This is a genomic window from Streptomyces sp. NPDC001292, assembly GCF_042896465.1.
GTDB lineage: Bacteria > Actinomycetota > Actinomycetes > Streptomycetales > Streptomycetaceae > Streptomyces.
In genome coordinates this window covers 1-26,492 of the sequence record NZ_JBIAXG010000075.1, presented here as the reverse complement: position 1 = coordinate 26,492, position 26,492 = coordinate 1, and the positions used below count along the sequence as shown (strand labels likewise).

Genomic DNA, 26,492 nt, shown 5'->3' with positions numbered 1-26,492 from the left:
TCATGCGCTGACCAGTCCGTGATCATCCAAACGGGAGCGAGACCCGCACTCCCGTCCGATCTTCAAGCTGCAAGATCGCTTTGATAACGGCTTCTAAAGGGGCGGGCGTTGGGCAGCGTTGGGTCTGCGGTGGCCGCGTGCAGGGCGGTGATTTCTAAAGAGCGGGTAGTGCCGCCGACATTCCTCCGGCAGAGGTTCCTGGCTAGCCAGCCCACGCCGTGTCCTACGCACGACTGGGAGGCGGGCGCTCGCTGACGGCAGCGGGCGTCCAGTCTTGCGTGCGGATCGTGCTGAGCGCTGTGCGGGGACGGCAGTCAGTCGGAGGAGGGGTCCTGGTCGCAGGTGAGCGTGCGGGACTCTTTGAGACCTGCGAGGATCCAGGCGCGGTCGTGGGCGATCCGCTTTTCGCCTGTGCTCCAGAGGTCGGGGTTGCTTGCGTGTCTGGGGATGCCGATGAGGACGTGGTCACCAGACCGAAGGCGGGGCGAGACATCGTGGTCCATCAGGAAGGTGATCTGGTCGGGGCCCGTTCGGGGCTTGTAGCGGCGGTTGACGGCAAGTTCGATCCGGTCCTGTGTGGTGCCGGGCTCGGAGGCGACCTGAGTGACCGTGCCCTCGGCGATCAGCCGGGCGCAGGCCACGTACCCGCCAGCGGTGACCTTGGTATCGGCGGCGCCACCGGTCGAACTCGTCCCGGTTTGACCCACGGTGAGGAGCCACGTCAGCCCGAACACTGCGCAGACGAAAAGGGCCGCCACAAGGCCGCCCACCGCGACGGCCCGGCCGCGACGCGCCCGCCGGAGCGGCCTCGGCTGCTGCGGGTGCCCGGCCGCACCCCTGCCGGAGGGCTGCGCCGGCTCCTGGGCGGTGAGCGCGTTGGCGATGAAGGTGAGCTCTTGGCGGAGCGTGGCGAGGTCGGCGCGGGCCGCGCGGTACTCGGTCATGCGGTCGGCGTCAGAGTACGCCGCGCGGGGCATCGGTTCGTCCAGGATCGCGGCCAGCAGCGGATCCACCTCGTCGTGGTCGCCGGCCTGCGTGTGTTCGTCCCTCACGTCACACCACCTCGTTGGAGCGGAGCCGTTCGCGCAGGGCGCGGACGGCGGTGTGCAGCCGGCTCTTGATCGTGCCTTCGGGGACGCCGAGCTGTTGGGCGATCACCCGGACGGGCAGGTCGGCGTAGAAGCGCAGGATGAGGACCTGGCGCTGGACCTCGGGCAGCTCGTCCAGGCCCTGGGCGACGGCGAGGGAGAGCAGCCGGGTGTCCTCACCCGAGGGGGTTTCCCCCTGCCACAGCGAGGCCAGCCGCTCGCCGAGGCGTTCTTGGCGGTGCTTGGCGCGGTGCCAGTCCATGGCGAGGTTGGAGGCAACGACCGCAGCCCACGCGGAGACGTCGCGAGGCGCCTCCTGGCCGCTCGCGGCCCGCTCCAGCAGCCGCAGGCGGACCTGCTGCACTCCGTCCGGCAGGTCCGCCTGCGGCACCCCACCGAGCGCGAGCACCGCCCGCACCCGGCGTTCCTGGGCCGCATCCAGCGGATCGCCAGCGCCGTGGTCCCTCTCCCGGCCGCGGCCCGTCCTTCTGCGCAGCAACACGCCCTCCCCTCCTGCCTCTTCCCACGCGTTTCCTCTACGACGCCGCAGCTGTGCGGAACGTTCGATGCGGGCGCGTACTCGACCCCGAGATGGCTGCACTGTACGGAAGATCAACCCCAACCGGGCATCCCTCCTGCGGGGTCAGGGCTGAGGGCTCGCGGGGGCTTGGGCGCCGCCTCAGGCCCTGCCCGGGCGATCACGGTGCATCAGATGTGACAGGTGTGACGGTATCTATCGAGGTCATACGACTCTCCGTTGGCCGTGGGTTCTCCGCACGGATGCTGGTCACGCGGCGCGGTCAGTCGGACTGTTGGGGTTGATCCTTGGCGGTGTGGCGCAGACGTGCCATGCGCTCCCGGTGGCGCAGCCAGTCGCGCCACACGTCCCGCCGGTCCCCGGACTCCTGCGGCAGCAACGCCGATGCAACGCTGGCCAGCGCGAAAAGCGTTAGGGCCAACCCCAGCGCGAATGCCAGCGCCGCAACCGTGCCCCAGTCGGGGGTGCGCGGCCGCCCGGTGGACGGATCGCTGCCCGCCAGGGCGTCCGATCCCCCGCCGCGCCGACCCGTCAGCCACAGGCCGCCCCACCTCTTCTCTTTTTCTGTTCTGGGATCGGCTGCAAGAGGCGCATAGGGGGATGTCGGGCTCGTGGCTACGGCCGGAAAGGGTGGTGACCTGCGGATACGCAGCCCAAGGTGAGTTCACGCGCGAACAGTTGTCGGAGGAGCTATCGGCGGGGATGTCGGCCTGGTTCAGGGCGGTGTTGTCACTTCGTGACCGTGGTCGGGTCTTCCTGGTCGGTGGTGTGGTCGGGAATGTCGGCTGGTCTGACTCGTACACGCGGCGCCGTGCAGGGCGGTGCCGCACCGTGCGAGGGAGCGGGACGGGCGATGGCGGACGCGGGCGGCGGGGACCGGATGGCGTTGGCGGTACTGGCGCAGTACCGGATGGCGACGACTGAGCAGATGCACCTGATTCTCAGTCCTGGGGTGCAGGTCGAGCAGACCCGGCGTCGGCTGGCCAAGCTGCGTGCCGAGGGGCTCACCGACCGGATCACCCTGCCGCAGGCCGGACGGACAAGGGGGTGGTTTCCCACGCAGTACGGCGTGCAGGTCGCCTGCGAGTGGCCGGAGTTGCGGGGGCGGCGGCCGTCGAAGACGGTGTCGGATCGGACCGCTGTGCGGTTGCGGGTCGGGCACGCGCTGACGGTCACCGAGACCGGACTCGCCTTCCTCCAGGACGCGCCGCCGCGGCGAACTGTGCCGGCCACTGGACTAGATCCCCGAGGTCTACCAACCCCATCGGGGGGCGGCGAGGCCGTCATCCCCGACGCCCTCATGTTCTACCGGCGCGGCCGTGAGGGCGGCGAGGGCGCGATGCTGCGGGCGTTCGTGGAGGTCGACCGGGCCACCATGGGCTCCGAACGCCTGTCCGCGAAACTCAGCTCCTATGCGCGCCTGCACTGCTACGTGCCGGTGCCTGTCGCAAGGCGCCGGCGGCGGGAATTCATGCGGCGGTGACTTCCTGTGCGAGGGTGGGGCGGGTTGCGGTTCCCACGTGTCGGAAAACGCCACGGGATGCATTCGGCACGTGTGACGTCCCGGCCCGTCACTTGTTGGGTGCGTCCAGCCAGCAAGGCTCGGTGGTCGTGGCGGCGGCGTAACTGCGGGCCAGTGTGGCGCAGGCTTCAGGGAGGGCTGGCGGGCCGATGACGTGCAGGTTCGCGTCGAAACGGCCAAGGCTGGCAGCAAGGGCGGTCCAGGACCAGGATCCCGTGATGCCGCGGCATCGCGTGGGCCCGAGCGGTTCCACCATGCCGTCGGCGATGTGGGGTACGACTTCTGAGGCAGGGAGATCCAGGATGGCCTCGCCTTGGCAGGGCCAGGCGGCATCAGTTCCGTCGAAGACCCGGAACCGGCTGGTGACGAACGTGGAGACGTCCCCGCCAGGCAGCTGACGTACGGTGAAATGCGGACCGGTCGGCGTGCGTGGGGTCATGCGGTCGATGCGTCCGTGATCCTGCCGTCGGCTGGGTGCCGGAGACTGTCGAGCCGGTGTGTGGCAGTGGCGGTCTTGGCGGTGAAGGGGCCGCCGTCACCGAATGCGAGCCGTGCGAAGTTCTCGCCGATGCGGCGGTGTCCCGCGGCGTCGGGGTGGACCTCGTCGGGCAGCGGGAACTCGGCGTAGTCCTTCTCTCCGTAGAGGTCGCGGCCGTCGAGGTAATGCAGGTTCGGGTCCTCGGCCGCCCGCGCCGCGACGATCCGGGCGAGTTCCTCGCGGATGACGGTGAGCGTCAGGCGTCCCGCGGCGCGTTCGGCCGGGTCACCCGTCGCCTTGAACTTCAGGGTGCCGTCGGCGAAGTCGGGCATGAGGGGGCCGGGGGTGTCCTCCTGGACCGGGCACAGGACGGGCGAGACGACCAGGAGCGGTGTGGTCGGGTGGCCCTCACGGACGGTGTCGAGGAAGCCGTGGACGGCGGGGCCGAAGGCGCGCAGGCGCATCGCGTCGGTGTTGACGATGTTGATGCCGATCTTCAGGCTGATCAGGTCCGCAGGGGTGTCCCGCATGGCGCGGGCGGTGAACGGGTCGAGCAGCGCGCTGCCACCGAAGCCCAGGCTGACCAGCTCCACTTCGCCCCGGGCTGCGGCCAGGGCCGGCCAGATGGCGGTCGGGTGGGTGGCGTTGGAGCCGTGGCTGATGGAGCTGCCGTGGTGCAGCCACACCCTGTGTCCGCGGTCGGATGCGGGTTCGACGGGGGCATTGGTGCGCAGGGCGACCAGTTCGGTGATCTCGTTGTGCGGGAGCCAGATCTCGATGTCCTTGTCGTGCGCCGGCAGGTCGGTGAAGCGGGCGGTGCCGACGGGTCCCTCGTGCAGTTCGGAGGTCTGGGTGGTCATGTCGGTGATCATGCGGACGTTGCCGCCGGGCACGGTGGCCTGGGCTGCGAGGCGACCGTCGACCAGCAGGTCGTAGACGCCGTCCGCAGGGGCCGGGAAGCCCTGGTAGGCGCGCTTGGTGGGCAGCGTGTCCAGTTCGACGACGGTCGCCTCGGTACGGAAGACAAGCCGCACGCCGGACGGCTGGGCCTCCGCCAGGGCCAGCTGCTCGTCGGGGATCTGCCGGCGCGCCGCTGCGGGCAGCCGGTGCGGGAGCAGGCCGTGCGCTGTCGGCTCCAGGCCAAGGAAGCCGCGCAGCATGTCCGCGGTGATGGGGGTGGTGGTCCAGTGGTGCTCGGTGTTCATGGTTCCCAGCCTGTCGATCGGGGTGTACGGGTTGTCCGGATGTGCCGGCGCGCGGTGTGGCGGATTGGCGTCGAGGCGGTGTGGCCCTACTGGTCAGGGCGTGCCGTGGTGGCGCAGCAGGGCGTCGAGGGAGTCCAGCATCCAGAGCCAGGAAGCCTGCGAGTCGAGGGCGGTGTGGCTGAAACCTCCGGCCAGTTCCAGGCTGATGTAGCCGTGGAAGACGCTTCCCAACATCCGGACCGCGTGTGTCTGGTCCGGTTCCGCCAGGTGGTAGGCGCGCAGGAGGGCGCGTGTCATCTGGGCGTGGCGGACACCGGCGCTGGCTGCCGCGGTCTCGGAGTCGAGCCTGAGCCGGGTGGCGTCGTAGCGCCCGGGGTGCTCCCGCGCATAGTCGCGGTAGGCGTCCGCGAAGGCGGTCAGGGCGTCCTTGCCGGCCCGGCCGGCGAGGGCGTCGGAGGCCCGGTCGGCGAGTTCCTCCAGGGCGAACAAGGCGATCCGGGTCTTGAGGTCCTGCGAGCTCTTCACGTGCGAGTACAGACTCGCGGTCTTCACGTCGAACCGCCGGGCGAGCGCCGCGACGGTCACCTGGTCGAAGCCGACCTCGTCAGCGAGTTCCGCCCCCGCCCGTGTCAGTCGCTCCGGGGTCAGTCCTACTCGAGCCATGGCCTTCCTTCCGTCAACCTACAAACAGTATGAACTTGCCTAAATAACTTAGGCAAATTAGCCTGCCATGCATGAAAGCACTGACCGAAAATGAGATTCGCGGCGCGTTCGTGAACTGCACCAAGGGTGAGGCGAAGCGCCTGTACGTCCTCCGCGACCTGGCCGAGCGTCCGTGGGACGACCTGGACTTTCTCGGTTGGCGGGACCCGCAGGCGCCCGACCGGACCTACCTCGTCACCGAGCTCGACGGCCGACCGACGGCCCTCACCCTGCGCAACGCGGGCGCCTCCTCCTGGCAGACGCGGCGCAGCATGTGCTCGATGTGTATGACCACGCACACCGGGGGCGTCTCCCTCATGGTCGCGGCGAAGGCCGGCAAGGCGGGGCAGCAGGGCAACAGCGTGGGTGCTTACATGTGCAGCGACCTCGCCTGCCCGCTGTACGTACGGGGCAAGAAAGACGTGAGCGTGGGCTCGCAGCTCCACGAGACGCTAACCGTGGAGGAGAAGATCCAGCGGACCGCCGCGAACCTCGCCGCGTTCATCGCCAGGGTCACGGCCTGAAGCGCCCAGGCGCGCATCCCGCGCCTGCTCCGGATGCGACGCCGCGCCCCGCCTCGCTCATGTGTGAGCGCAGGGCGCGGCGTCGCGGCATGTGGCCCGGGGCGTGCGGTCCCGGGAAGGGTCAGAAGCCGGCCTCCTCTTCTTCCCGCGTGTCGAATCCTTCTCGCGCGTGTTCGATTGCGGGCATGTTCTGCGAGGCCCACACCAACAGCACGTCGATGGGGTGCCGCAGGGTCTTCCCGAGAGGCGTGATCCGGTAACGGACCGCCACGGGGCGGGTGGAGACGACCTCGCGCTCGATCACGCCGTTGCGTTCGAGGCGCCGCAGCGTCGCCGTCAGCGACTTCTGCGTGACCTGGGGGATGGCCCGGCGCAGCTCATTGAAGCGGCACGGGCGTTCGCAGAGCTCGTTGAGGACGCTGAGCGACCACTTATCGAGGATCTGGTCAAGCAGTTCGCGGTGGGGGGCATCGAGGCGGAGTTCGTCGGTATCCATGGCGAAACCTGGTCTCGTTGAAGTGTCTTTCTTCTACTAGGTAGCTTACAGATACCTACTTCGGAGGAGAGAAAACCATGACTGTTCAGCACTTCACCCCGGAAGGCATGCTGCAGCCGGTCCCGTACCACCACGTCGCCGTGGGCACCGGAACCAAGCACGTCCACGTCAGCGGCCAGGTCGCGCGCCAGGCCGACGGGACCCCAGTAGCGCCCGGTGATCTGGCCGGGCAGGTCACCCAGGCGCTGCGCAACACCGCCGTTGGGCTGAAGGGCGCAGGCGCATCGTTCGCGGACGTGCTGCGCCTGACCTTCTACGTGACCCGGTGGAGCCCGGAGAAGATCGGCGACTTCATGGCCGGCGTGGAGGCCGTCGCCGAGGAGATCGGCCTCCGGCTTCCCATGCCTCCGGCCTCCCTCATCGGCGTCGAGTACCTCTTCGAGCCGGACGTTCTTGTCGAGGTCGAGGCGACCGCGCTGCTGGACTGACCCCCTTCGAAAGGGGCCCCAGGCCGTCCCGGCACAGCCGCGCGAAGAGGGCTTCGGCGTCCGCCCGTCAAAGGGCCGGACGGACGACCGTCCTGGCGGCTCGGTCCGTCCGGCGCCCCCTTCGCCCGGCCGCACGGTGCCGTGCGGCTGGCGCGGGAGAAGGGGACGCGGTCAGCATGCCTGTGCCGCGCAGGTACGGTCACCCGCAGGCCGCTCGCCCGTGGTCAGGAAGCCGGTGACCGAGTCGTTCGCACACCAATTCTCGCCGTATGGGTAGACGCCGTGGCCACCCTGGTCGACCGTGATCATCATGGCGCGTGAGCCGAAGGCTTCCCGCAGGCGGCGCGCGGCGGCCAGCGGGGTACCAGGGTCGCGCTCGTTCTGCACCATGAGGACGTTCGCCGGCCCCCCGGTCACCGATGCGCACCTGCGGCTCGAGAGGGTCGGCCGGTTCCTGGAAGTGGCGCGGATGGCAGTCGGCCGTGCCCGTCGCAAACACGTCTCCTTCGGCCCCTACATGGTCATCGGAGCCCTCGCCGTCTCGGTCACCGCGGCCTGACAGCGTTGCGCATTCCCGGAAATACCACTCCGGTAATTCAGCTTCCTGCGCACCACATTCCGGAACGCCTCGTACCTGACCCCGCCGTTCCGGAATGCGGATTCACGGAATAAACCGAGCCTGGTCAACTCCTCGGCACAGAAAGAAGATCGAGTCCGGAACGAAGACGAACCTGTCACGTTCCTGATCCTCTTCGCCCGTCTTCACCGCCCATCAGCACCGCGAGCTGGCCGGCAAATGCACAAGCCACCCAATCGAGATGTGGGTCCTCACCGAACACGGCGACCGGATCCTGGGCCGTACCACGATCCTCCGGACAGCCGCGCCCTGGACCTGGACCGTGGCCGAAGCCGCCGAGACCGCCTACCTCAACGGCACCGTCACCGACCCCGCCGAACGCCACCGCAAGCTCGGCACACTCATCGCCGACTGGGCCGTCGACCGCGCTGCGCGCGAGGGCATCGGCCGCGTGCGGCGGGACTGTAGCTCGCCCGCTCTCGCCGCGTACTACCAGCAGCAGAATTTCCAGCTCATCAGAAGGGTATCGACCCCCGGAGGGCAAACGTCGTACGCCTTAGAACGGAAGGCAGAGCGTGTACCGGCAGTGGCCAGGTGGCTAAGCCCAGGCGATTCTGCTCGGGTCCACCCTGACAAGCAGGGGACGCCATCCTCGGGCAATGAGAAATCAAACGTCATCGAAGCAGCCCGGATCATTTCCCGGACAATCCGAGGGGTATCCGAGGCGCAGCTGTCGATTTAAGCGGAATTCTTCGACTGAGCCTGGATCCACCGGGTGGATTCTGTTGAACGTTTCCGGGTGATTCCGGTGCAGGTTTCTGCCGGTGGCGTGGGTGATCGCCGGGTGGCCGTCCCGGTGGCGGGGTCTCCGAGGTCCTGGGGCGTGGCGGGCAGGGCGGCGAGCAGGTCAGGTGCGCAGGCGGCAGCCGGTGGCTGTCCACAAAGCCTCGAAGGCGTCCTGCCAGGGCCAACGAGCGGACAGGTGGAAGGTCAGGGTGCGCGCTTGTGTCGCCAACCGGGTTGGGACCGCGACCAGTTGGCGGCGGATGGTGCCGGGGCGGGCTTTGGCGTGGAACGCCGAGGCGAGGGTGCCGAGCGCGCGGGTGAGGTTGTGCGCGAGCGTGGCCAGGGTGAGCCAGGCCGCGTTCGCGGTGAACTTCCCCGACGGCAGGTGGGCCAGCGCCGAGTCCTCCAGGTCGGCGAAGACCTGCTCGATGATCGCGTGCGCGCGGTGGCACCGCTCTGCTTCGACGAGCGGGAACGGGCTGTCGGTGAACACCGCGTGGAAGCGCCAGGCGGCGAACAACTCGCCTTGCCCGCTGGGGACATGGGCGTCATTCAGCCGCTTGACGCGGCGGACCAGCAGCCGGGCGGTGGTGCGGTACTTCTTCGCTTTGCCGGTGAACGCGGTGTACTCGACCTCGGCGACCTCCGCATCCGAGACCCACCGCTGTTCGGCGGCATCCCAGATCGCCTTCGGGTACTTGATCGGCGTCCAGGCGTCCTCGGGGATGGCCGCGATCGCACCGCGGACCTTCTTGCGCTGGGCGAGGGCGAGGGAGAACCGGGCGCCCGCGCGGCGGCAGGCGGCCACGACCTTGTGGGAGAAGAACGCCGAGTCCGCGCGCGCGACGATCAGGCCGGTTGCACCCATGGCCCGCACCGCGCGGATCGCCTCGGCGATCAGGTGGGCGGCGCCCTTGGCCGAGCCGGCTGAGCCCTTGCGCAGTCGGGACGCCACGATCACCGGGGCCGCGAGCGGGGTGGAGGCGGTCACGATCTGGAAGTGCAGCCCGCGAACCTTGGTGTATCCGTGCTCGGCGCCTTGCTTGCCCGCCCCGTAGACCTGCTTGACCTTGGAGTCGATGTCCAGGTAGACGACCTGGTCGGCGCCCGGCAGCAGGTTGCAGTGCCCGGCCAGATTGCGGGTGAACGCCCTCGCGGCAGACTCCAGTTGCCGCACGTGCCCCCACGTGAAGGCCCGCAGGAACGAGCCGAGCGTGGAGGGCGCGCGCATCCCGGTGAATGCCCTGGCCAGCGCACCGTGCCGCAGCACGTCGGTGTCGTCGATGCTGTCCGCCCCGGAGAGCATCGCCGCGACCAGTGACATCGTCTTCGCGTCCGGGGCCGCACCGGCACCATTGCCCGCGTCGGCCAAGTGGACCTTCTCGCGGACCAGGCCCGGCAGACCGCACCGCTCGGCCAACCGGACCGCCGGAGCCAGCCCGCCGTAGGCGAGCAGATTCGCGTCGTCGAACGCGGCGAAAACCGCCGTGGAGCTGTGGGAGGATCTCACTTACGAGGTGCCTTGCTGGTTGCTGCAGATGGAAGCGTAGGAACTCCCATCTTCCCAGGTCAGCAGGCACCTCTTTACGTCAGCCCCTCTTCCCCTCGGTCACCGATCGGTGCATCCAGGCTGAGCACGGGCCGGCCTCACGTCAAATGAAGGCCGACCCATGTGAACTAGTAGTCCCCTGTTCGGGTCACAGGTCGAGCAGGAAGTCGAACTCGCCGGCCTTGGCCCCCTGCAGCCACGCGCTGGCTTCGCTCGGGGTGTAGATATGCGGGGGACGGTCCGGGTTCTTCGTGTCGCCGACCAGGACGAAGCCGTCCTTCACGCCGATCCTGACGCAGTCGCCCCCGCCACCGCTGTACGAGGACACCACCCACTCGACGTCCGAAAGATCCAGCTCGGCCGGGGTGGGCTTGCCGTTACTCACTTGCCAACTCTCCTAAATCATCTTCTTGATCAGTGCACGCGTGTCAGCGGGGCTCAGGGCCCGCTCCCATAGATCCGTAAATACTCCGTCGTAGTAGGCCACATCCTCGGATTGGTCGAAATAGACGGATCGCCTTGCGAGTTCGCACCAGACGACGTCCTGGCCTGCGTCGTCGAACCCCATCAGTACGAACGGGCCAGCCAGGCCTGGGTGGATGCCGATGCTGTCCGGCAGTACGCGGATGGCCACCTCTCCCTGCTCCGTCAGGTCAAGAAGGTGCTGGAGCTGGTCTCGCCGTACCGCTTCATCACCCACCTGGCGGCGAAGGACTTCCTCGTCGAGCAGAGCCTGGAACTCGTGCAGGACGCCTCCGCCGAGGACCTGCCGCTGGCGGTCCATACGGACGTCGACCAGGCCGCGGACGTCTGGGGCGCTCAGCTCAGGGCGCATGGTCTCGATGGTGCGTTGGGCGTAGCCCCGGGTCTGGAGAAGTCCTGGCACGAGACGTTGCTGATGATTGCGGAGCCTGGCCGCCTTGCGCTCCAGCTGGAGGTAGGGCTCAAACTTCATCGGCCCCAGCAGCGCGGCGTGGCGTCGCCAGAGAGGTGGTCGGCGTCTGCGGCCGGCTGGGGTGGTGTCCACGCTGAGCAGGCCGAGCACGTACCGCCGCGTCTCGGACTCGGTCTCGTACAAGTCGAGCAGAGCTTCGACGAGGCCGCTCGGGAGCCTCTTCAGCCTTCCGTTCTCGAGCTTGCTGAGGGAAGAGACGTTGGTCCGGATGTCGCGCGCCGAGCAATGCTCAATACCTGTGGATCACTCCTGACGGAAGGGGGCGCCTTCCCGATGGATCGATCGATAGGTCATCGAGCAAGGCCGACGTTGCCGCGTCGGTCGGGAAGGCACGCCCGTGCTTACGGTAGTCAACGAGGACGGCAACACGCCAAGCGGCAGTTCGTTGCTGGATGAGATCGTCCGGGAGGGCGCACGGCGGATGCTGGCCGCCGCGCTGGAGGCCGAAGTCAACGCCTACATAGCCAAGTTGGCCGATGAGCGCGACGACAAGGGGCGCCGCCTGGTGGTCCGCAACGGCTACCACCAGCCCAGGAAGGTCACCACCGCGGCCGGCGCGGTCGAGGTGAAGGCGCCGCGGGTGAACGATAAGCGCGTCGACGAGGCCACCGGCGAGCGCAAGCGGTTCTCCTCCGCGATCCTGCCGCCGTGGTGCCGCAGGTCCCCGAAGATTAGCGAGGTGCTGCCGCTGCTCTACCTGCACGGCCTGTCCTCCGGCGACTTCGTGCCCGCCCTCGAGCAGTTCCTCGGCTCCTCCGCCGGGCTCTCTCCGGCGACGGTCACCCGGTTGACCCAGCAGTGGCAGGCCGACCACGCCGCGTTCATGGACCGCGACCTCGCGGAGGTCGACTACGTGTACGTGTGGGCCGACGGCATCCACCTCAACGTCCGCCTGGAGGAGACCAAAGCCTGCGTCCTGGTGCTCATCGGGGTGCGCGCCGACGGCTCCAAGGAACTGGTCGCGCTCAAGGACGGCTACCGCGAGTCCGGTGAGTCGTGGGCCGACCTGCTGCGGGACTGCGCCCGCCGGGGCATGCGTGCCCCGGTGCTCGCGGTTGGGGACGGTGCCCTGGGCTTTTGGAAGGCGCTGGCCGAGGTGTTCCCCGAAACCCGCGAGCAGAGGTGCTGGGTTCACAAAACCGCAAACGTGCTCGACTCCCTGCCGAAGTCCGCGCAGCCGGGAGCGAAGAAGGCCATCCAGGACATCTACAGCGCCGAGGACAAGCAGCACGCCGAGGCGGCGATCAAAACGTTCGTGCAGCTCTACAGGGCGAAGTTCCCCAAGGCCGTCAAGAAGATCACCGACGACCAGGCCGAGCTGCTGGCGTTCTACGACTTCCCGGCCGAGCACTGGATCCATCTGCGGACCACCAACCCGATCGAGTCCACGTTCGCCACCGTCCGGCTGCGGACCAAGGTCACCCGCGGCGCCGGCTCCCGCACCGCCGCCCTGGCGATGGTCTTCAAGCTGGTCGAGTCCGCCCAGCAGCGGTGGCGGGCGGTGAATGCGCCCCACCTCGTCGCCCTCGTCCGGGCCGGCGCCCGCTTCGAACGCGGCCGGCTCGTCGAACGGCCCGAGGCGGTTGCGGCATGATCGAGGCCAGCCGATTACCTGGGGGCTGACGTGGCATGGTCTGAACACGTGGTGGTGCGAGACGGCGTCCGGCTTGCCTGCCGGGACTGGGGCGGGCCGGGACAGCCCATCGTGCTGCTGCACGGCCTGGCCGGTCACGCGGGTGAATGGGACGTGCTGGCCAAGCGCTTGAGCTCCCGGTATCGGATCGTTGCGGTCGACCAGCGCGGGCACGGCGCCAGCGAGCGCCATCCGCGGGACGTCTCCCGCGCCGCCTACGTCGCCGACGTCATCGCCGTTGTCGATCAGCTGGCGCTGCAGCGGCCCGTCCTGGTCGGACAGTCGCTGGGTGGGCACACGGCCATGCTCACCGCCGCCGCGCATCCCGGGCTCGTCCGCGCGCTCGTGCTCGTCGAGGCCGGCCCCGGCGGTGCAAACCCGAACGGCCCTGCGGACATCGGCGGATGGCTCGACTCATGGCCGACACCGTTTCCCTCACGCGAAGCGGCAGCCGCATTCCTCGGCGGCGGACCGGTCGGCGCGGGCTGGGCGGCCGGGCTGGAGGAACGTGAGGGCGGATGGTGGCCCCGCTTCGACCGGGACGTGATGGTCCGCTCGCTGGCGGAGAACGCCCGGCGTTCCTTCCGGCACGAGTGGGGGCAGGTCGCGTGCCCCACCCTGGTCGTCCTGGCCCAATCCAGCTTCATCCCTGCGCAGGAAGCCGACGAGATGCTCCGGCAGCGACCCGCCACCATGGCCGTGAGCATCCCCGGCACCGGTCACGACCTGCACCTGGAACAGCCCGAGATCCTGCACACCGCGCTCTCGGACTTCCTCGAGGACCTCGCCTGAAACTCCTACGCGGTCACAACGACACCAAAGACAGACCCCGCACATAGCCACCGATCCACAGGTCTTGACAATTACTCCCACCCGCCAGCACCGCAGGAACGAGGGCTTCGACCGCGACGACTTCCACATCGACTTCGACCGCCGGCAGGTCACCTGCCCGCGAGGCCAGGTCAGCAAGGGCTGGCACGGCCCTTACCCGACCTCCTCGCCCACCGCCGCCCCGTTGATCGTGGCGAGATTCACCAAGGGCCAGTGCCAGCCCTGTCCGGGCCGCACCCGGTGCACCAGCTCCCGAGAGGGCGCCCGCAACGTGGGCTTTACCCCGCGAGAACTCCGCGACCTGCAAGTCCGCGTCCGCAGCGAACAGCAGACACCCGGCTGGAAGGCCCCGCTACGCGGTCCGCTCCGGCGTGGAGGGCACCATCAACGAGTTCGCCCACGGACACGGCATGCGCCACTGCCGCTACCGAGGACAGCCGAAAGCCCACCTGCAACACGTACTCACAGCCATCGCCGTGAACATCGAACGCCTCAGCGGCCGGTCAGCGACCGAGGAGGCCTCTTCACCGAGACCGCCGACCGCCTTCCAGACCTTCCTGGATCAGCACAACATCCCGCGGCCGAAGTCCTGGCGAACCCTCGGTACCTGAGCCCGACCATCCAAGATCCCCGACAGAGTCAAGCTCAGGGCAACGCAAACTGCGCGGCGTGCCCGAAGGCGATGGCGGGCACCGTGTGGTGCGCATCGTAGGGGCTCGGCTGCAGCGCCGCGTCGGAGAACTCTACCCAGGTCGCGCGCTTATCGGCGCTGCTGCCTTCCGAGATGCGGACGCCCTTATAAGACTTCGCCGGCCGCGTCTCGACGAACGCCGGATCGACAAGGCCCCGCGGCGCCGTCCGCATCCCCTCGCCCGAGTGATAGGACCGAACGGCGCGCCGCTCCGCCTCCTTGAGCCACGTCTGCAGATTCCGCAGGTGTCGCTCAGCCCCCTTGCCGTCGTCGGCAACTCCGTCGATGTCCCAGATCTCGCGCCAACTCTCGACCAGCGCCGCCTCGGGCGAAGAAAAGATCGCGGGATCGTAGAGCGTCTCGTCGATCGGATGTGAGGTACAGAGGTCGAGCGCGCGGTCGATGCCGTTGCTGAAGGCCGAGACGGTGAGCGCCCAGCGCGTGGGGATCGGCTCGTCGTCGAATAGGCCCTCGCTGGGGAAGATCGAGGCTCGCCCCGCATCGAGCGACAGCCGCGCAGTCGGCGCCACGCGGTTCGAGACGAGTTTGCGCCCATATAGGAAGCGCAGTACTTCCTTGACCAGTCGGCTGAGCCCCCGCTGCGTGCCGAGCGGTCCCCAGTTGGCACTCGGATGGACCGGAAAGATGACGACGGGGTTGCGCCCCGCCGCCTGGATCTGCGGGATGATCTTGTACCCGGCGATGAGGTAATTGATCGCGAGGTAGGCATAGGGCTGGACGAGGTCCTTGGCAATCGTCGGAGCGACCGCGACGTCGGGCCGGGGATAGTAGGGGTAGCGTCCGCGGAAGGGGTAGGCGTCCGCAGGGTAATCCGTGACCTTGGTCGGCGGCGTATAGAACACGACGACCTGCGGGGGAGTGCCGAGGACCACCCGCGGCGCCCAAACCGCGACGAGGAAGCGCGGCCCGCGCAGCGCTCCAGGCGTCACTTCGAACCCCCATTCGAGGAAGACGAGGCTGCCTGAGCCGTCGTTGTTGACCTTGGTGACATCCGACGGATAGCCCGCGGGGGTCGCGTTGTCAAAGACCACTGGATTGCGCAGTCGACTGATCGTCGGATTGATGAGCCAGGCCCCGTAGTAGATCCACCCCTGCCCCGGCTCGCAGAGCAGCGCCCGCGGGTTCTCCTTCACCTTCTGCTCGGGCGGGATGAAAACCGTCGGCGCAAGCCGGACCGTCCCGTCGACCACGTCCAACGCAACCGTGTCGCCCTGCATGCTGATCGTGGCCGCCCGCATGTCGGCGAGCCATCGGCCCCCCACCTTGCGCACGTTGAACGTCTCGCCGGAGAATCCCGACGCCTCAGTGCCAACCGTCAGGTTCACGCTGTCGTCGACTAGATGAAGGTCCATCGGCACGCCCGGGGCGAGCCGCGCGAGGGTTGGCACGCGCACCTCGCCGGGGCCTGGATTACTGGCGTAGCGCGCGACGAAGTAGGGCGGCGTGTATTCCCGCCCGTTGACGTCGCGCACGCGGACGACGAATCGCGTCATGGCTTAACCTCGCTGCCGCCGCAGGCGAACGCCTGCGGCGATCCCGGCCATGCGCCGCCTCATGCGGGTGGCGCCGGATCGATTTGGCGGCCCGTCTTCGGATCGTAGGCGACGGGCACGGGGACGATCTGGTCGGTCGGCAGCACTTCAGTCCACTGGTCGAAGACCTGGAAGTTACGGCCCGGATTGTTCGAATCTGGCTTCGTAGGGTCGAGCCGGAACCCGCCCTGCAGCGGATAGAAGCCGTGCTCGAACACCTTCTCGACCGGCGTCGCCGAAACCTTGTTGTCGTCGTGGATATCGGGCCCTGCGGGAAACTTGCCGACCTCGACGGACTCGCTGTGCTTGCGCGTGACTCTTAGGCAGAGGCATCGCAGCGCATCCGCGATCGTTGGATGCTGGGCCACTGGATCGTGGGGATCGTTGGCGAGCAACTCGGCCCGAATCTGATCGAGCTCGGCGGCAGGCGCGGCATAGTTCTTGTCAAGCCCGTCGGCACCCTCGACCTCGACCTGCTTGAGCCAGTTCATCGCTGCAAGCTCCTTGCCCGGGCGAATGGGGATCACCGCCTTGACCCACGGCGCGTTGAGGAAAGCGTTGCGGTGGTCGTCGCCGTCGAGCTGCAGCACCCAGCCCAGCGAGCTTCCGAGCCGCGCCGGCTCGGACTCGCTCGTGATGTAGTAGTTGTCGGGACGGACCTGGTTGTCTGACCAGTTGGTGACGAGTTCGTTGCCGAGCACGCCCTGGACGCCGGCCCGGTTTTTGCCCAGCACCTTCGGCGTGGGCTTGCCCAGGTACTGCGAAGCGTGGTTGCGCGGCTTCCACCACTCGGGGGCGACGAAGTAGAGCATCTTGTCGATGTCGAAGATCGAGTTGAGCAGCTCCGAAAAGACGTGGCGGATTTCCTGGTTTTCCTCTGTCTCAGGCAGGTAGTAGAAGTCCTTGGTGAGGAGCTCCTTGATCAGCGCACGGTAGATGACGGTTCGCTCTTCGTCCCTTAGGTCCTCGAACTTGCGCGGCTTGATGCGCGAAGCCTGCTCGATACGCTCCTTGGCCGCAGCGTGGAAGGCCGCCTCGCCCGCCCGTTCGTACTCGCGCGTCGCGGCCGCTGCGTCGGCGTCGATCTGTGCATTGGCCACCTCGATCCGGGCCTTCTCGGCCGCGGTCGGCACCAGCGCCAGCTCCCCCACCAGCATATAATCGATGCGTTCGTTGACCTTGAGGCCGCCCGGCGCGGCGATGACGCCGACCTGGAGCTGGCTCGCCCCGACCAGTTGGCCGATGAAGTTCCAGCGCTGGCCGCCAGCATCTTCGCCGTTGATGGAGCGGATGCCGAGCGGCAGCCGGCCGTCGGCCGGATGTTCGATCTCGTAGCCCGGCTCGACTTGGAACGGCAGCGGCACGGTGTCGAGCGGGATGTAGCCGAGGTCGAGGTGGTTGCGCTGGCGTCCGTCATAGTCCCAGACCGCATGCACCTCGAAGGATTTGATGAGTCGCGGGGGGAAGCCGAGTTTCTTCTGGTTGAGTTGCGGCATGAGGTCGACGGGCTTGGCGATGTGGACGAGGTTGGCGAGCCCGAGTGTCCGGCCGGGCTCGTCGACGAAGGTCTGCCAGCTGAGATAGGTGCCGACGTCCTGCACTTGCACGCCGACCTGACGCATCTTGCGGCGCATTTCGTAGTTGATGAGCCCGGTCGTATTGTTGGCGAGCACATACCGCCTGCTCGAGGTGTCGGTGACCTCGGTCACCGTCTTGAACGTAGTCTTGTAGCTCTTCCGGATTTCAGTCGAGCGTTTCTCCGATTGCTCGCGCATCCGCTTGTGGGCGTCTTCCCGCGCCACCTGCTGGGTCCTGTCCATGTTGAGGCTCGCCGTCACCGTGGCGCTGCCCGTGGCCCAGGACTGACTGACCGTCGAGGTGATGCCGAGCTTGGTGTCGTCGCGGTTGTCCTGCTTGACCGCCTCGCTCAGTTCGTCCCTTTCGCTGGTACTCGTTTCCAGCTTCTCGATCGACTCCTGGCCGACCTCGACGGAGCGCTCAGTCAGCGTGCGGCGGCTCGTCGTCTCGATCAGCTCGAGGCTTGCGCCGGGGCTGAGCCAGATGTGGCCGACGGGCGTGCCGAGAAAGGTGTCGAACTCGAAGAAGTATTGGCGGAAGAGGTGGACGATGCCGAGCGGCGAAAGGCTGACGTCCTCGATGTCCTTCTTCGGGTTGAAGAGCAGGAACGGGTGCTCGTAGGCGCTGGTGCGCTTCTTCACCAACGCGCGCATGTGCTCGCGGAAGTCCTGTGCGCTGAACGGCTCGAACGGTCCCCTGTCGCCGTAGAAGATACGGCCGAGCGTATCGACGTCGAGATAGTCGAAGAGGTCGAAGATTACCTTGGCGATGATGGATTCCTGCTCGAGCCGCCGCACCGCCGCCGCCTGTACCCGGGCGAGGTCCCGCTCGCGACGCACGTTGGTCTCCGCCTCCGTCTCGCCGGGGAGCGGCTTGATGGTGTTGTAGACCGCATGCAGTTCGGCGGTCGCCTGCTCGCTCCATTCGGGGAAGACGTCGTGGTTGAGGCGCTGCTCGACGCTGTTATCGAGCAGGATCGGCACCCACTGCTCGTTGTCCATGGGCCGCGGCAGGCCCTTGAGGTCCCGCGCGATCGATTTGAGCAGAAGGCTGTCGTTCTGCTCCAGCGGTTCGCCGACGTTGAGTGTCGCCGGCAGAAGGTGCTCAAGGATCGCGACGTTGTCCCTGAAGGCGACCTCGACCTCGGGATCGTAGAACTTCATCAGCTCCATGATCGGCGAAGCGCTCAGCCCGCCCTGGAACCGTTTGATCTGTCGCTTCGAGCGCCATCCAATCATCGGCTGGTAGACGCCGAATATTTCGCTGGCCTACGGAAGAGTGTTAATGAACCTTCCCAAATCTCTGCTCGCCTGCAATTCCGTCTCCTCGGATGGCAACGAAACGATCACGACAGAACACGTAAGGGGGGTTCTGCGTCGGACGGCGTCCAGCGCCAATGCCGGGTCAAGCGACAGCAACTACTTGTTTACCACCCGGAGGCGAACTTCTCTACAATAGAACGGCGGTTTCAGAGAGCTGACTCTCCTTCGTCTCCGCGTTCGTTTCGATCGTCAAGCGCAGCGACGACGCCAAGGGGTTCATGGTGTTACCCAAGCGGTGGATCGTCGAGCGCCTCCTGTCGGCGCTGGCGGCACGGTCGACGTCGATGAAACAAGAGTGGACGACGGTGACGTTCGCGTCCCCGAACCTCTCTCGCAGCACAGCCGCTGCTTCAAGGACCCCGCGCACCGTGTTGCGCACGACGAGGACGCAGCCGCCTTTGGCGAGTTCCGTCTCCAGCCGGTCGGCGAGGACGTCCACGTCGTCGTCGAGCCGCTCCAGTTCGACGTCCGTGCCGCGGGCCGAGGCCGCAGGGCGCGGCATGACCGGCACGCCACCGGGCGTGACCGCCGCTGGCTGGCCGGCAGCGTCGCGGACAGCACCACCACCGGCACCCGGTACGCGCCCAGCCACGACAGCACCCGGTCGAGATAGACGCTCATGTACGTGTCGTAGGCGTGCGCCTCGTCGATGACGACGACCTTCCCGGCGATCGCGAGGTGACGCAACGCCAGGTGCCGGCTCTTGAGCCCGGCGAACAGCAACTGATCGACCGTGCCCGCGACGAACGACGACAGCATGGCCTTCTTCCGCCCCCGCAGCCACGCGTGGGCGACCAGTTCGGTCGCAGCGCAGCGGTTACGGCTCGACGGCCGCCACGCGCGCTCCTCGCATCCGTCCACGTCGACCGCGGCGATCCGCCGGCTGTTGCGCATGAGATCGGAGAAGTCATCGTTGAGAGCCGCCTTGGAGTGGGCGAGCAGCACCGAGTAGCAAGTCCCCTCCGGAGTAGGCAGGCGGTCGAGCCAGTGCAGCAGGCGGGGGAACATCGCATTGCCGGTGGCCATCGTCGGCAACGCGAAGAACACGCCGCCCGCCCCGGACCGCGCGGCAAGGACCTCGGCAGCGGCGAGCGCGGCCTCCGTCTTCCCCTCCCCCATGGGCGCCTCGATCACCATCAGCCCCGGCTCGCCCATCCCCCGTGCCAGTTCGACAGCCGCTTCCTGCACCGGCCGGACCTTCGCCCCCGCCGGGAGATCGAACCGCGACGCGAACAACTCCTGCACATCCCCAGTCGGCTCCTCGGCACGCCACGGGCCCGGCAGGCCCAGTCCACGCCAGGCAGCCGCGATGCGCTCTGCACCGGTGCGGGGTACATCCTCGGGAAAGTAGGGAAAGAGGTCGGGATTGCTGGCGATCCAGTCGGAGACGATGACCAGCGCGGACAGCAGCACCTGCACCGGCTGCGGCAGTTTCACCGCCCGCCAGGCCGCCAGGTGCTCCCGCACGCCGAACTCGTCCGCGCAGGCGTCCAGCAGTTCCTCCTGCACCCCCTTCCACAGCGCCCGGCTCGACCCGTGCGTGCGCAGCAGATGGGGGTGACGGTCGAGTGCCTGGATCTGGCCGTGCTCGGGCGGCACCCCGTGATGCCCGCCCACCGCCACCGTGAACTGCCCGGTCTGCTTGACCGTCCAGCCGTGCCGCTCCTGAAGCCACTCCCCCAGCAGCACCTGCCCGGCCAGCCCGTGCGGCGCGAGCCGCCGGTCCGCGCCCATCGCCTGCCGCGAACGCATCTCAAGCCCGTGGCCCCGCATGACCTGCTCCAACTGCTCCACCTGGCAGGCGAAAGCCGGCGTCGCCTTCCCGATGTCATGCACACCGGCCAGCCACACCACCAACCGACGCGCATCCACCTCCCCGCCAGGCAGCGCACCGGCAATCAGCCCCCGCACGGACAGCGACAGCCACTCGTCCCACAACCGCCCAGCCACGGCGGCACTGTCCTCCATATGCCGCCACAACGGCAGCCATCCATCAGGATCACGCTCGTGCTTGGCCCATACGCTCAACGCCGGCCCGCCCAGCCGGGCGTGAAGCCCCATACGGGCGCCCCCTCGCCTGTCATGCCAGATACATACAGGATGCAGGTGAAACGTGAAGTCAATATGAAGAAAACGGAGAGGATCTGCTGCCAGTTCAGACCAAGCCGCAGCCACCGACACATTAGGCGAGCCTAGAGCTGGACCTTCGGCCGACTATGGCGACAGGAACCCGAAGGGGCAATATGCGCCTTTTGCCGGACTCTCTGAAACTCATGGAAACCACGGCACCTGCGCCATAAATCCGCAGGCCACGCAGTCTGCTCCCCGCACCCGCGGGGATGATCCCACCCTCACCCGCATGACCAAGACCGGGAAGATCTGCTCCCCGCACCCGCGGGGATGATCCCCGCGACCTGTGCCCCGCCCATGCGAAGGAGCGCTGCTCCCCGCACCCGCGGGGATGATCCCCAGCACTCGAACACCGGCCAGTACAGGGTGAGCTGCTCCCCGCACCCGCGGGGATGATCCGCAAGCCCGTGCACCTGCCGCGCGCTCGGTTCTGCTCCCCGACCGCGCCCCCTCGGAGCCGCCGCCCCAGGCTCCGGACTACCGAGGATTGCGGCTGGACAAGGCGCGGGACAAGGCCGAGGCCGCCGTGTTCGGTGTCGGTGAGCACGACGCCGCCTGGCCAAGTGCGACGCCAACCAGGCGGCCGGCCACCTCCACGCCGACCCGCCTACGTCTGGTCGGCGTCGTGCTCCCACACCATCCGAGTGTGCCGTTCGCCGCCGTAGAACCCGCGGGCCGGGCGCTCGGCCGCCCACTCCACCACCGTGTACGCGTTGGCCAGACCGACCTCGTCCGACTCGATGTCCAGGTCCCACAGATCCCACGACGCAGCCGGCTTCTTCTTCGACGCCATGATGCCCTTGAACGACGGGTAGCGGGCCTCACCGGACTGGTCGGTCACCGACACCACCGCCGGCAGCAACGCCTGAAGCTGCTCGGAGGCAACGTCGCCATCCCCGTTGCCCTTGACCGTGCCGTCCTCGACCGAGACCTCTGAGAGCAGGGTGACCTGCGGGACGCCGAGGCGCTCGGCCAGCAGCGCCGGAACCACCGTGCTCCGTTCCTTCCGCGTCATGCCGTAGCGACGACGGTCTACGAGGAGCCGGCCACCCGCACGGGCAGGGTTTTCAGGCCGTTGATGAAGTTCGACACCAGGCGGCGTGGTGGGGACGCGAGGCGGAGTGGGTCGGGCAGGGCGCTGCGGGCCTCGTCGTACAGGGCTCGTAGCTGGAGGCGGGCGAAGTGTGCGCCCAGGCAGACGTGGGGGCCGTCACCGAAGGAGATGTGGGGGTTCGGGGAGCGGGAGAGGTTGAGGGCGTACGGGTCGTGGAATACGCGTTCGTCGTGGTTGGCCGAGGCGTGGAAGACGACGACCTTGTCGCCGGTGCGGATACGCGTGCCGGCCAGTTCCGTGTCCTGGGTGGCGGTGCGGCGGAAGGTCAGGACCGGTGGATGGCGGCGCAGCAGTTCTTCCACGGCGGTGGTGAGCCTGGCCTCGTCGGCGCGCAGGCGGCGGTATGCGTCGGGGTGTTGGGCCAGGAGGTGCAGGCCACCGGGAGCTGCGCTGCGCACCGTGTCGTTCCCGGCCACCACCAGAAGGAAGAAGAACATCTCCAGTTCCGGCTCGGTCAGTTCCGGGTCCATGGCGAGGGCTGTCATCACATCGTCGTCGGGGTGTTGCCGCTTGTGTGCCGCCAGTGAGAGCGCATAGTCGAACATGTCCCTCAGCGCCGCCGGGGATCTCGGGTTGATGGGCTTGGCGTCCGCCCCGAGTCTTGGTGTCCCGGCCTCGTCGGGGTCCTGGTAGCCGATGACGCGCTGGGTCCAGTGCAGGAGGAGGCTTCGGTCGCTGTCCGGCACGCCCAGCAGGTCGGTGAGATTGAGCAGGGCGTAGTCGTCGGTGACCTGGGCGACGAGGTCACAGATGCCGTCGGTGGTCTGTGCCCTGGCGATCGCCCGGGTGAGCAGGGAGCGGGCGCGCTCGCGGACGACCGCGGTGAAGCGATCCAGGCGCTTCGGGGTGAAGGAACGGCTGACCAGGACCCGCAGTCGCCGGTGGTGCGGTGGGTCCTGGTTGAGCATCATGCGGCGGATGAACGGCAGGTCGTCGGGGTCCGGGTCACGAATCTGGGTGGCCCCCAGGTACGAGGAGTAGGTCGAGGAGGCCCTCAGGACGCGAACAGCGTCGTGGTGCCGGGTGACGGCCCAGAAGCCAGTGCCGGCCGGCCAGCCGAGCACCTCCGGCTCCTCCTGCCACGCCACGGGATGGTGATCGCGTAGCGCGCGGTAGCGGTCGTGAGGAATGCCCTGCGCGTACTGCCTGGGGTCGAACACATCTGGTACCTCCTCCCGTCCCGGCGCTTCGGGGTGTTGCCCGCTCACGCGCCCGCCCGGTCGCTCTGCCCGTCGGCCCGTAGGAAGTCTTCCATCAGCCGGATCAGGTCGAGAGGTGCCTCGTCCATCGCGTAGTGACCGCACGAGGGCAGCTCCACCAGTTCGGCCCGCGGAAACCATCGCGTCCAGGTGGCACGCTGTACCTCGGCCGTCAGCGCCGGGTCCAGGGCACCCACGACAGCCAGGGCCGGCACGGGCGAACCGTCGATCTGGCCATGGAAGTCCTCGCCCGCCCAGGAGTCCAGCCAGGCCCGGAACGCCTTCACATCGCTGCGTTCGAGCGAACGACGCACCATGCGGTCCAGCCAGGCCGAAGGGCGTCGGCCTCCCGTGGTGATGTCGATGATGATCCGGCGGTTCTCCGGGTTGTCTGCCGCAGCGGAGAAAAGTTCCCACTGATCCGGCGGCAGGGGCAGGCCGGATGCGGGTACTGGCGACACACCGACGATCCTGCGCACCCGCCCAGGCGCGACGGCCACCGTCCGCTGAGCGATGCAACCGCCCATCGAGTGGCCGACCAGCGAGAACCGATCCCAGCCCAGCCGATCGGCCAGCGTGATCACGTCGGCGGCTCCCTCGGCCGTGGTGTACGCGCCCTTCACGTCCCTGGCCTCTCCGTACCCCCGCAGGTCCACTACCGCGTACTGGAACGAGGCCAGGTCAAGATTCGGCAGCACCGGATCGTAGGCGGAGCGGTCGGCGAACCAGCCGTGTACCGCGATCACTTTGTGCGGGCCATCGCCGTGCAGTTCATGGGGCAGAACAGGAAATGCGGTCACGCTGACTCCGGTCACCGAATCGAGAAGCCGGTCGGTTCAAACCGGCCCAACTCCGACCACTGTGGCGGTAACTCGCAGCCCGCGCAAGGCTCGCGCAAGTACGGCAACCTCCGGCAGCCTCGTTGACAGGCGCGGTGGTGTCGTCGGTGTTGACGGGCGTGGTGGTGCCGGTGACGTCGGTGGGGGGCGGTCGCAGGTGAGCAGGCCGGCCCGCTCGAGGATGGCTGTCACGTGGCCGTGGGGCAGGTTGACTCCGGTCAGCGCGGCGACGTCGTCGGTGGTGAGAAGCTGTTGTCGTACCGATCTTGTTGGACGCCGGTTCGAGTGTGACGAAGACCGATAGATGGTCTCGCAACGTTCAGTAGCCGGTGGTCAGCAGCTTGCGTAGAAGGGGTGTTGGCCCCGATGGCGGACGACAGGTGGCCCCGAAGGGCATCGGCTGGTCCTGCTATGGGGGCCGGCCACAGCCCGACTGCCGACAAGGCCATGCGGCCACGGTTACCGGTCAGAACGCTCAAGGCCGGCGCGCCCACTGATCTGCTCTGTGGCTGGCGTTCGGACGAAACGGCGCGGAACAGGGTTGAGTCCTGACTACGGTCTGGCCGTGCCGGTGGAGTCTCCGGAGGGACAGGTGACGGCCCAGGCCGCCTCGATCATCTGAAAGATCTCGCCCACCGCGGCCTGCGGATCGGCCGCCTCACGGGCCAGCGAATAGGCGTCGATCACGAACCTCGCGATCGCCCGGCAGGCCGTTGGGGTCACTGACAGGTCGGGATCGGCGGCGATGGCCGTTGCCAGCGACTCCGCGTGGCGCAGTCTCATCGACTCTTCGTACTTCCGCAGGGCGGGTGATGCGTCGATCATGCGCCAGATCGGGGCGGCGCTGTCCGCTGTGCAGTGTCGCACCAGGGACTGGATCTCGCGGCGCAGCGCGGGGATGAGCGGCTCGTGCTGCGCCCGGTCGGTGACCGCCCGCGTGAGGCGCTGCTCGAAGTCTTCGTCCTGTTCGAAGACCAGGGCCTCTTTCGAGGCGAAGTGGGAGAAGAGCGTGGTGACGGCCACGTCGGCCTCGGCGGCCACGTCACGGATGCCCACCGCGTCGTACCCGTGCTCCAGGAAGAGCCGCAGGGCGGCGTCGGCGATCTTCTGGCGGGTCGCGGCCTTCTTGCGCTCACGGCGTCCGGTCGGCACGGTCATGACCTCACGCTATCAGATGCAAATCCATAACAGGTTCAAAACTATAACCGTTAGTGCTACGGTTGCGGCATGAAGAAGGTGAGCTTCGCCGAGTTCGGCGGTCCGGACGTGCTGCAACTCATAGATGCCGAGGATCCTCATGCGGGCCCCGGCCAGATCCGCATCGCCGTACGGGCGGCAGGTGTGAACCCCGTCGACTGGAGGCTCCGTGAAGGCCAGGTCCTGGGGGCCCATCCGATCGAGTTGCCCGCCGGAGTCGGGCTGGACGCCGCCGGGGTGGTGGACGAGGTCGGTGAAGGCGTCGAAGGGGTCGAGGTCGGCGACCGCGTGTTCGGCGAAGGCGCAAGCACGTATGCCGAGTTCGCCGTGCTGTCGGCCTGGGCCCGTATGCCCGAGGGCCTGACGTTCGAAGAGGCGGCCGGCTACCCCTCCGTGGTGGAGACCGCGCTGCGCATCATCCGCGAGGTCGGTGTGCGCTCCGGGCAGACGCTGCTGGTCAGCGGCGCGTCCGGGGGAGTCGGATCAGCGGTGCTGCAGATCGCCCGCGACCGCGGCATCACGGTGATCGGGACCGCTGGGGCGGCCAACCAGGGCTATCTGCGCAGCCTGGGCGCCCTCGCCACGACATACGGCGAAGGGTGGGTCGAGCGGGTGCGGCAGCTCGGCCATGTCGACACAGCCCTCGACCTGGCCGGCTCGGGCGTGATCCGCGAGCTCGTCGAACTAACCGGGGACCCGCAGAAGGTGGTCTCCATCGCCGATCTCGGTGCGCCGGAGCTCGGTGTCCGATTCTCCGGCGTCGCCGGGAGCATGCCAGAAGCGCTCGCCGAAGCCGTCGACCTCATCTCGCGGGGAAAGCTCCACATCCCGGTCGAGAAGTCGTACACGCTTGCCGAGGCCGCGGCGGCGCACATCGACAGCCAGGCCGGTCACACACGCGGGCGACGGGTCCTGGTTATCTGAAAACCAGCTGCGCGTCGTCCTCAAGCAGAAATTGAGGACGACGCCGGCCTGGAGCCCGCTACTTGATCGCAGAGACAGCGGGCCCAAGTCGCAGCGGGGCCAACAACCGATCGGAAGGGTCAACTACCGGTCAACGTCACATCGAGTGTGGTGACTCGGTCGCGTGATCTTCGGCTCCGGCATGCATGAAGGCGGGGCCTCCTGCCCAGCTCGGGATTGTCGAAGTCCGAACGACTGGCCGGGAGGCCCCGTGTCGCAGTCTTGCGGTTCCGTGCTTGTGGAGTCCAACTCGGTTGCCCGGTCGTGTGATTGCCTCGCTCACCGGTTCGGGAATGCGGGTGACCATCCGGACCGCGAGCCGCGGTATCCCTCGGACATGTCGGATGCGGAGTGCGACCGATCGACGACATCGCGGAGTTGGGCAGCAGTGACGGTGGTCGCGTCGTCGGCCGGTCCCAGGCGGACCGCGTCCAGGAGCGCGACCCAGGAGGTGCGGCCGGTTTCCAGGGCGGCGACGAAGGAGTAGGGCCAGCCGGGCACCAGTTGGTCCGAGCTGCGGTCGCCGCGTCCGTA

General features: G+C 68.0%; 22 protein-coding genes, 5 pseudogenes and 1 CRISPR repeat array. Of the genes and pseudogenes, 9 read left to right on the top strand and 18 right to left on the bottom strand.

Translation table 11 applies throughout. The features are described 5' to 3' along the window. Positions 1–314: 314 nt before the first annotated feature. Positions 315–1,052: a hypothetical protein gene (locus ACFY4A_RS40230; protein WP_390834274.1), complete on the bottom strand. Its 738-nt coding sequence runs from the start codon at positions 1,050–1,052 to the stop codon at positions 315–317. A gap of 1 nt (position 1,053) precedes the next feature. Continuing rightward, positions 1,054–1,587 (bottom strand): RNA polymerase sigma factor, encoded by a 534-nt coding sequence (locus tag ACFY4A_RS40225; protein WP_390834276.1) that lies wholly within the window; start codon positions 1,585–1,587, stop codon positions 1,054–1,056. 892 nt (positions 1,588–2,479) lie between these two features. On the opposite strand from ACFY4A_RS40225, the gene ACFY4A_RS40220 reads away from it, so the two are divergent. Then, positions 2,480–3,109: a replication-relaxation family protein gene (locus ACFY4A_RS40220; RefSeq protein WP_390834273.1), complete on the top strand. Its 630-nt coding sequence runs from the start codon at positions 2,480–2,482 to the stop codon at positions 3,107–3,109. Between the two features lie 88 nt (positions 3,110–3,197). Here ACFY4A_RS40220 and ACFY4A_RS40215 read toward each other — a convergent pair whose 3' ends face one another. From ACFY4A_RS40215 to ACFY4A_RS40205, 3 genes are all read right to left on the bottom strand, one after another. Further along, positions 3,198–3,587 carry a hypothetical protein gene (locus ACFY4A_RS40215; protein ID WP_390834272.1) on the bottom strand — a complete coding sequence of 130 codons (390 nt, stop codon included), beginning with the start codon at positions 3,585–3,587 and terminating at the stop codon, positions 3,198–3,200. After that, a complete protein-coding gene (locus ACFY4A_RS40210) occupies positions 3,584–4,831 on the bottom strand; it encodes a GDSL-type esterase/lipase family protein (RefSeq protein ID WP_390834271.1) in 1,248 nt (415 codons plus the stop codon). The genes ACFY4A_RS40215 and ACFY4A_RS40210 overlap by 4 nt, the downstream gene beginning before the upstream one ends. A 93-nt stretch (positions 4,832–4,924) precedes the next feature. Next, entirely contained in the window at positions 4,925–5,494 is a 570-nt protein-coding gene (locus tag ACFY4A_RS40205) for a TetR/AcrR family transcriptional regulator (RefSeq protein WP_390834270.1), read from the bottom strand. A 71-nt stretch (positions 5,495–5,565) separates the two neighbouring features. On the opposite strand from ACFY4A_RS40205, the gene ACFY4A_RS40200 reads away from it, so the two are divergent. Then, positions 5,566–6,057: an FBP domain-containing protein gene (locus ACFY4A_RS40200; RefSeq protein WP_390834269.1), complete on the top strand. Its 492-nt coding sequence runs from the start codon at positions 5,566–5,568 to the stop codon at positions 6,055–6,057. A gap of 121 nt (positions 6,058–6,178) precedes the next feature. Here ACFY4A_RS40200 and ACFY4A_RS40195 read toward each other — a convergent pair whose 3' ends face one another. Next, the gene (locus ACFY4A_RS40195) at positions 6,179–6,553 is read right to left on the bottom strand and encodes a winged helix-turn-helix transcriptional regulator (protein ID WP_390834267.1); all 375 of its coding nucleotides are present in this window, start codon (positions 6,551–6,553) and stop codon (positions 6,179–6,181) included. 77 nt (positions 6,554–6,630) lie between these two features. Here ACFY4A_RS40195 and ACFY4A_RS40190 point away from each other — a divergent pair, with 77 nt between their 5' ends. Further along, positions 6,631–7,041, top strand: coding sequence for a RidA family protein (locus tag ACFY4A_RS40190; protein ID WP_390834266.1), 411 nt, complete (start codon positions 6,631–6,633; stop codon positions 7,039–7,041). A gap of 171 nt (positions 7,042–7,212) precedes the next feature. Here the strand turns inward: ACFY4A_RS40190 and ACFY4A_RS40185 are convergent. Then, positions 7,213–7,477: pseudogene (locus ACFY4A_RS40185) on the bottom strand (alpha/beta hydrolase); the annotation flags it as partial. 349 nt (positions 7,478–7,826) lie between these two features. On the opposite strand from ACFY4A_RS40185, the gene ACFY4A_RS40180 reads away from it, so the two are divergent. Next, positions 7,827–8,360: a GNAT family N-acetyltransferase gene (locus ACFY4A_RS40180; RefSeq protein ID WP_390834275.1), complete on the top strand. Its 534-nt coding sequence runs from the start codon at positions 7,827–7,829 to the stop codon at positions 8,358–8,360. A gap of 165 nt (positions 8,361–8,525) precedes the next feature. On the opposite strand, the gene ACFY4A_RS40175 is transcribed toward ACFY4A_RS40180, so the two are convergent. The 3 genes from ACFY4A_RS40175 to ACFY4A_RS40165 all read right to left on the bottom strand — a co-directional run bounded on the left by ACFY4A_RS40175 (position 8,526) and on the right by ACFY4A_RS40165 (position 11,031). Beyond that, positions 8,526–9,914, bottom strand: coding sequence for an IS1380 family transposase (locus ACFY4A_RS40175; protein WP_390834265.1), 1,389 nt, complete (start codon positions 9,912–9,914; stop codon positions 8,526–8,528). A gap of 187 nt (positions 9,915–10,101) precedes the next feature. Next, the gene (locus ACFY4A_RS40170; protein WP_390834264.1) at positions 10,102–10,338 is read right to left on the bottom strand and encodes a DUF397 domain-containing protein; all 237 of its coding nucleotides are present in this window, start codon (positions 10,336–10,338) and stop codon (positions 10,102–10,104) included. A gap of 12 nt (positions 10,339–10,350) precedes the next feature. Continuing rightward, the gene (locus ACFY4A_RS40165) at positions 10,351–11,031 is read right to left on the bottom strand and encodes a DUF5753 domain-containing protein (RefSeq protein WP_390834263.1); all 681 of its coding nucleotides are present in this window, start codon (positions 11,029–11,031) and stop codon (positions 10,351–10,353) included. Positions 11,032–11,245: 214 nt separating this feature from the next. On the opposite strand from ACFY4A_RS40165, the gene ACFY4A_RS40160 reads away from it, so the two are divergent. From ACFY4A_RS40160 to ACFY4A_RS40145, 4 genes and pseudogenes are all read left to right on the top strand, one after another. Further along, complete coding sequence (locus tag ACFY4A_RS40160; RefSeq protein ID WP_390834262.1) at positions 11,246–12,502, top strand: IS256 family transposase; 1,257 nt, start codon at positions 11,246–11,248, stop codon at positions 12,500–12,502. 30 nt (positions 12,503–12,532) lie between these two features. Beyond that, positions 12,533–13,333, top strand: a complete 801-nt coding sequence (locus tag ACFY4A_RS40155) for an alpha/beta fold hydrolase (protein WP_390834261.1) — start codon at positions 12,533–12,535, stop codon at positions 13,331–13,333. Between the two features lie 64 nt (positions 13,334–13,397). Further along, a pseudogene (locus ACFY4A_RS40150) lies at positions 13,398–13,661 on the top strand (IS1182 family transposase); the annotation flags it as partial. Positions 13,662–13,743: 82 nt separating this feature from the next. Further along, on the top strand, positions 13,744–13,983 hold the full coding sequence (locus ACFY4A_RS40145; protein WP_390834260.1) for a transposase: 240 nt from the start codon (positions 13,744–13,746) through the stop codon (positions 13,981–13,983). Between the two features lie 34 nt (positions 13,984–14,017). Here the strand turns inward: ACFY4A_RS40145 and ACFY4A_RS40140 are convergent, their stop codons facing one another. The 7 genes and pseudogenes from ACFY4A_RS40140 to ACFY4A_RS40110 form a co-directional block, all read right to left on the bottom strand. Further along, positions 14,018–15,577, bottom strand: a complete 1,560-nt coding sequence (locus ACFY4A_RS40140) for a hypothetical protein (protein ID WP_390834259.1) — start codon at positions 15,575–15,577, stop codon at positions 14,018–14,020. A gap of 59 nt (positions 15,578–15,636) precedes the next feature. Next, the gene (locus ACFY4A_RS40135; protein WP_390834258.1) at positions 15,637–18,357 is read right to left on the bottom strand and encodes a hypothetical protein; all 2,721 of its coding nucleotides are present in this window, start codon (positions 18,355–18,357) and stop codon (positions 15,637–15,639) included. Between the two features lie 424 nt (positions 18,358–18,781). Further along, positions 18,782–20,484: pseudogene (locus ACFY4A_RS40130) on the bottom strand (CRISPR-associated endonuclease Cas3''); the annotation flags it as partial. A gap of 349 nt (positions 20,485–20,833) precedes the next feature. After that, positions 20,834–21,105: direct repeats of the CRISPR family, unit length 29 nt; unit sequence CTGCTCCCCGCACCCGCGGGGATGATCCC. 211 nt (positions 21,106–21,316) lie between these two features. Next, positions 21,317–21,637: pseudogene (locus tag ACFY4A_RS40125) on the bottom strand (electron transfer flavoprotein subunit beta/FixA family protein); the annotation flags it as partial. A gap of 41 nt (positions 21,638–21,678) precedes the next feature. Beyond that, positions 21,679–22,920 carry a cytochrome P450 gene (locus tag ACFY4A_RS40120; RefSeq protein WP_390834257.1) on the bottom strand — a complete coding sequence of 414 codons (1,242 nt, stop codon included), beginning with the start codon at positions 22,918–22,920 and terminating at the stop codon, positions 21,679–21,681. A 44-nt stretch (positions 22,921–22,964) separates the two neighbouring features. Continuing rightward, entirely contained in the window at positions 22,965–23,759 is a 795-nt protein-coding gene (locus ACFY4A_RS40115; protein ID WP_390834256.1) for an alpha/beta fold hydrolase, read from the bottom strand. A 591-nt stretch (positions 23,760–24,350) separates the two neighbouring features. Then, on the bottom strand, positions 24,351–24,956 hold the full coding sequence (locus ACFY4A_RS40110; RefSeq protein WP_390834255.1) for a TetR/AcrR family transcriptional regulator: 606 nt from the start codon (positions 24,954–24,956) through the stop codon (positions 24,351–24,353). Positions 24,957–25,025: 69 nt separating this feature from the next. On the opposite strand from ACFY4A_RS40110, the gene ACFY4A_RS40105 reads away from it, so the two are divergent. Then, entirely contained in the window at positions 25,026–25,919 is an 894-nt protein-coding gene (locus ACFY4A_RS40105; RefSeq protein WP_390834254.1) for an NADP-dependent oxidoreductase, read from the top strand. A 402-nt stretch (positions 25,920–26,321) separates the two neighbouring features. Here the strand turns inward: ACFY4A_RS40105 and ACFY4A_RS40100 are convergent. Continuing rightward, a pseudogene (locus ACFY4A_RS40100) lies at positions 26,322–26,492 on the bottom strand (transposase); the annotation flags it as partial.

What these genes read in the sequence shown, in the direction of transcription:
- ACFY4A_RS40220 (WP_390834273.1), top strand. Translation starts at nt 2,480, where the DNA reads ATGGCGGACGCGGGCGGCGGGGACCGGATGGCGTTGGCGGTACTGGCG.
- ACFY4A_RS40215 (WP_390834272.1), bottom strand. Translation starts at nt 3,587, where the DNA reads ATGACCCCACGCACGCCGACCGGTCCGCATTTCACCGTACGTCAGCTG.
- ACFY4A_RS40210 (WP_390834271.1), bottom strand. Translation starts at nt 4,831, where the DNA reads ATGAACACCGAGCACCACTGGACCACCACCCCCATCACCGCGGACATG.
- ACFY4A_RS40205 (WP_390834270.1), bottom strand. Translation starts at nt 5,494, where the DNA reads ATGGCTCGAGTAGGACTGACCCCGGAGCGACTGACACGGGCGGGGGCG.
- ACFY4A_RS40200 (WP_390834269.1), top strand. Translation starts at nt 5,566, where the DNA reads ATGAAAGCACTGACCGAAAATGAGATTCGCGGCGCGTTCGTGAACTGC.
- ACFY4A_RS40195 (WP_390834267.1), bottom strand. Translation starts at nt 6,553, where the DNA reads ATGGATACCGACGAACTCCGCCTCGATGCCCCCCACCGCGAACTGCTT.
- ACFY4A_RS40190 (WP_390834266.1), top strand. Translation starts at nt 6,631, where the DNA reads ATGACTGTTCAGCACTTCACCCCGGAAGGCATGCTGCAGCCGGTCCCG.
- ACFY4A_RS40140 (WP_390834259.1), bottom strand. Translation starts at nt 15,577, where the DNA reads ATGACGCGATTCGTCGTCCGCGTGCGCGACGTCAACGGGCGGGAATAC.
- ACFY4A_RS40135 (WP_390834258.1), bottom strand. Translation starts at nt 18,357, where the DNA reads ATGAAGTTCTACGATCCCGAGGTCGAGGTCGCCTTCAGGGACAACGTC.
- ACFY4A_RS40110 (WP_390834255.1), bottom strand. Translation starts at nt 24,956, where the DNA reads ATGACCGTGCCGACCGGACGCCGTGAGCGCAAGAAGGCCGCGACCCGC.
- ACFY4A_RS40105 (WP_390834254.1), top strand. Translation starts at nt 25,026, where the DNA reads ATGAAGAAGGTGAGCTTCGCCGAGTTCGGCGGTCCGGACGTGCTGCAA.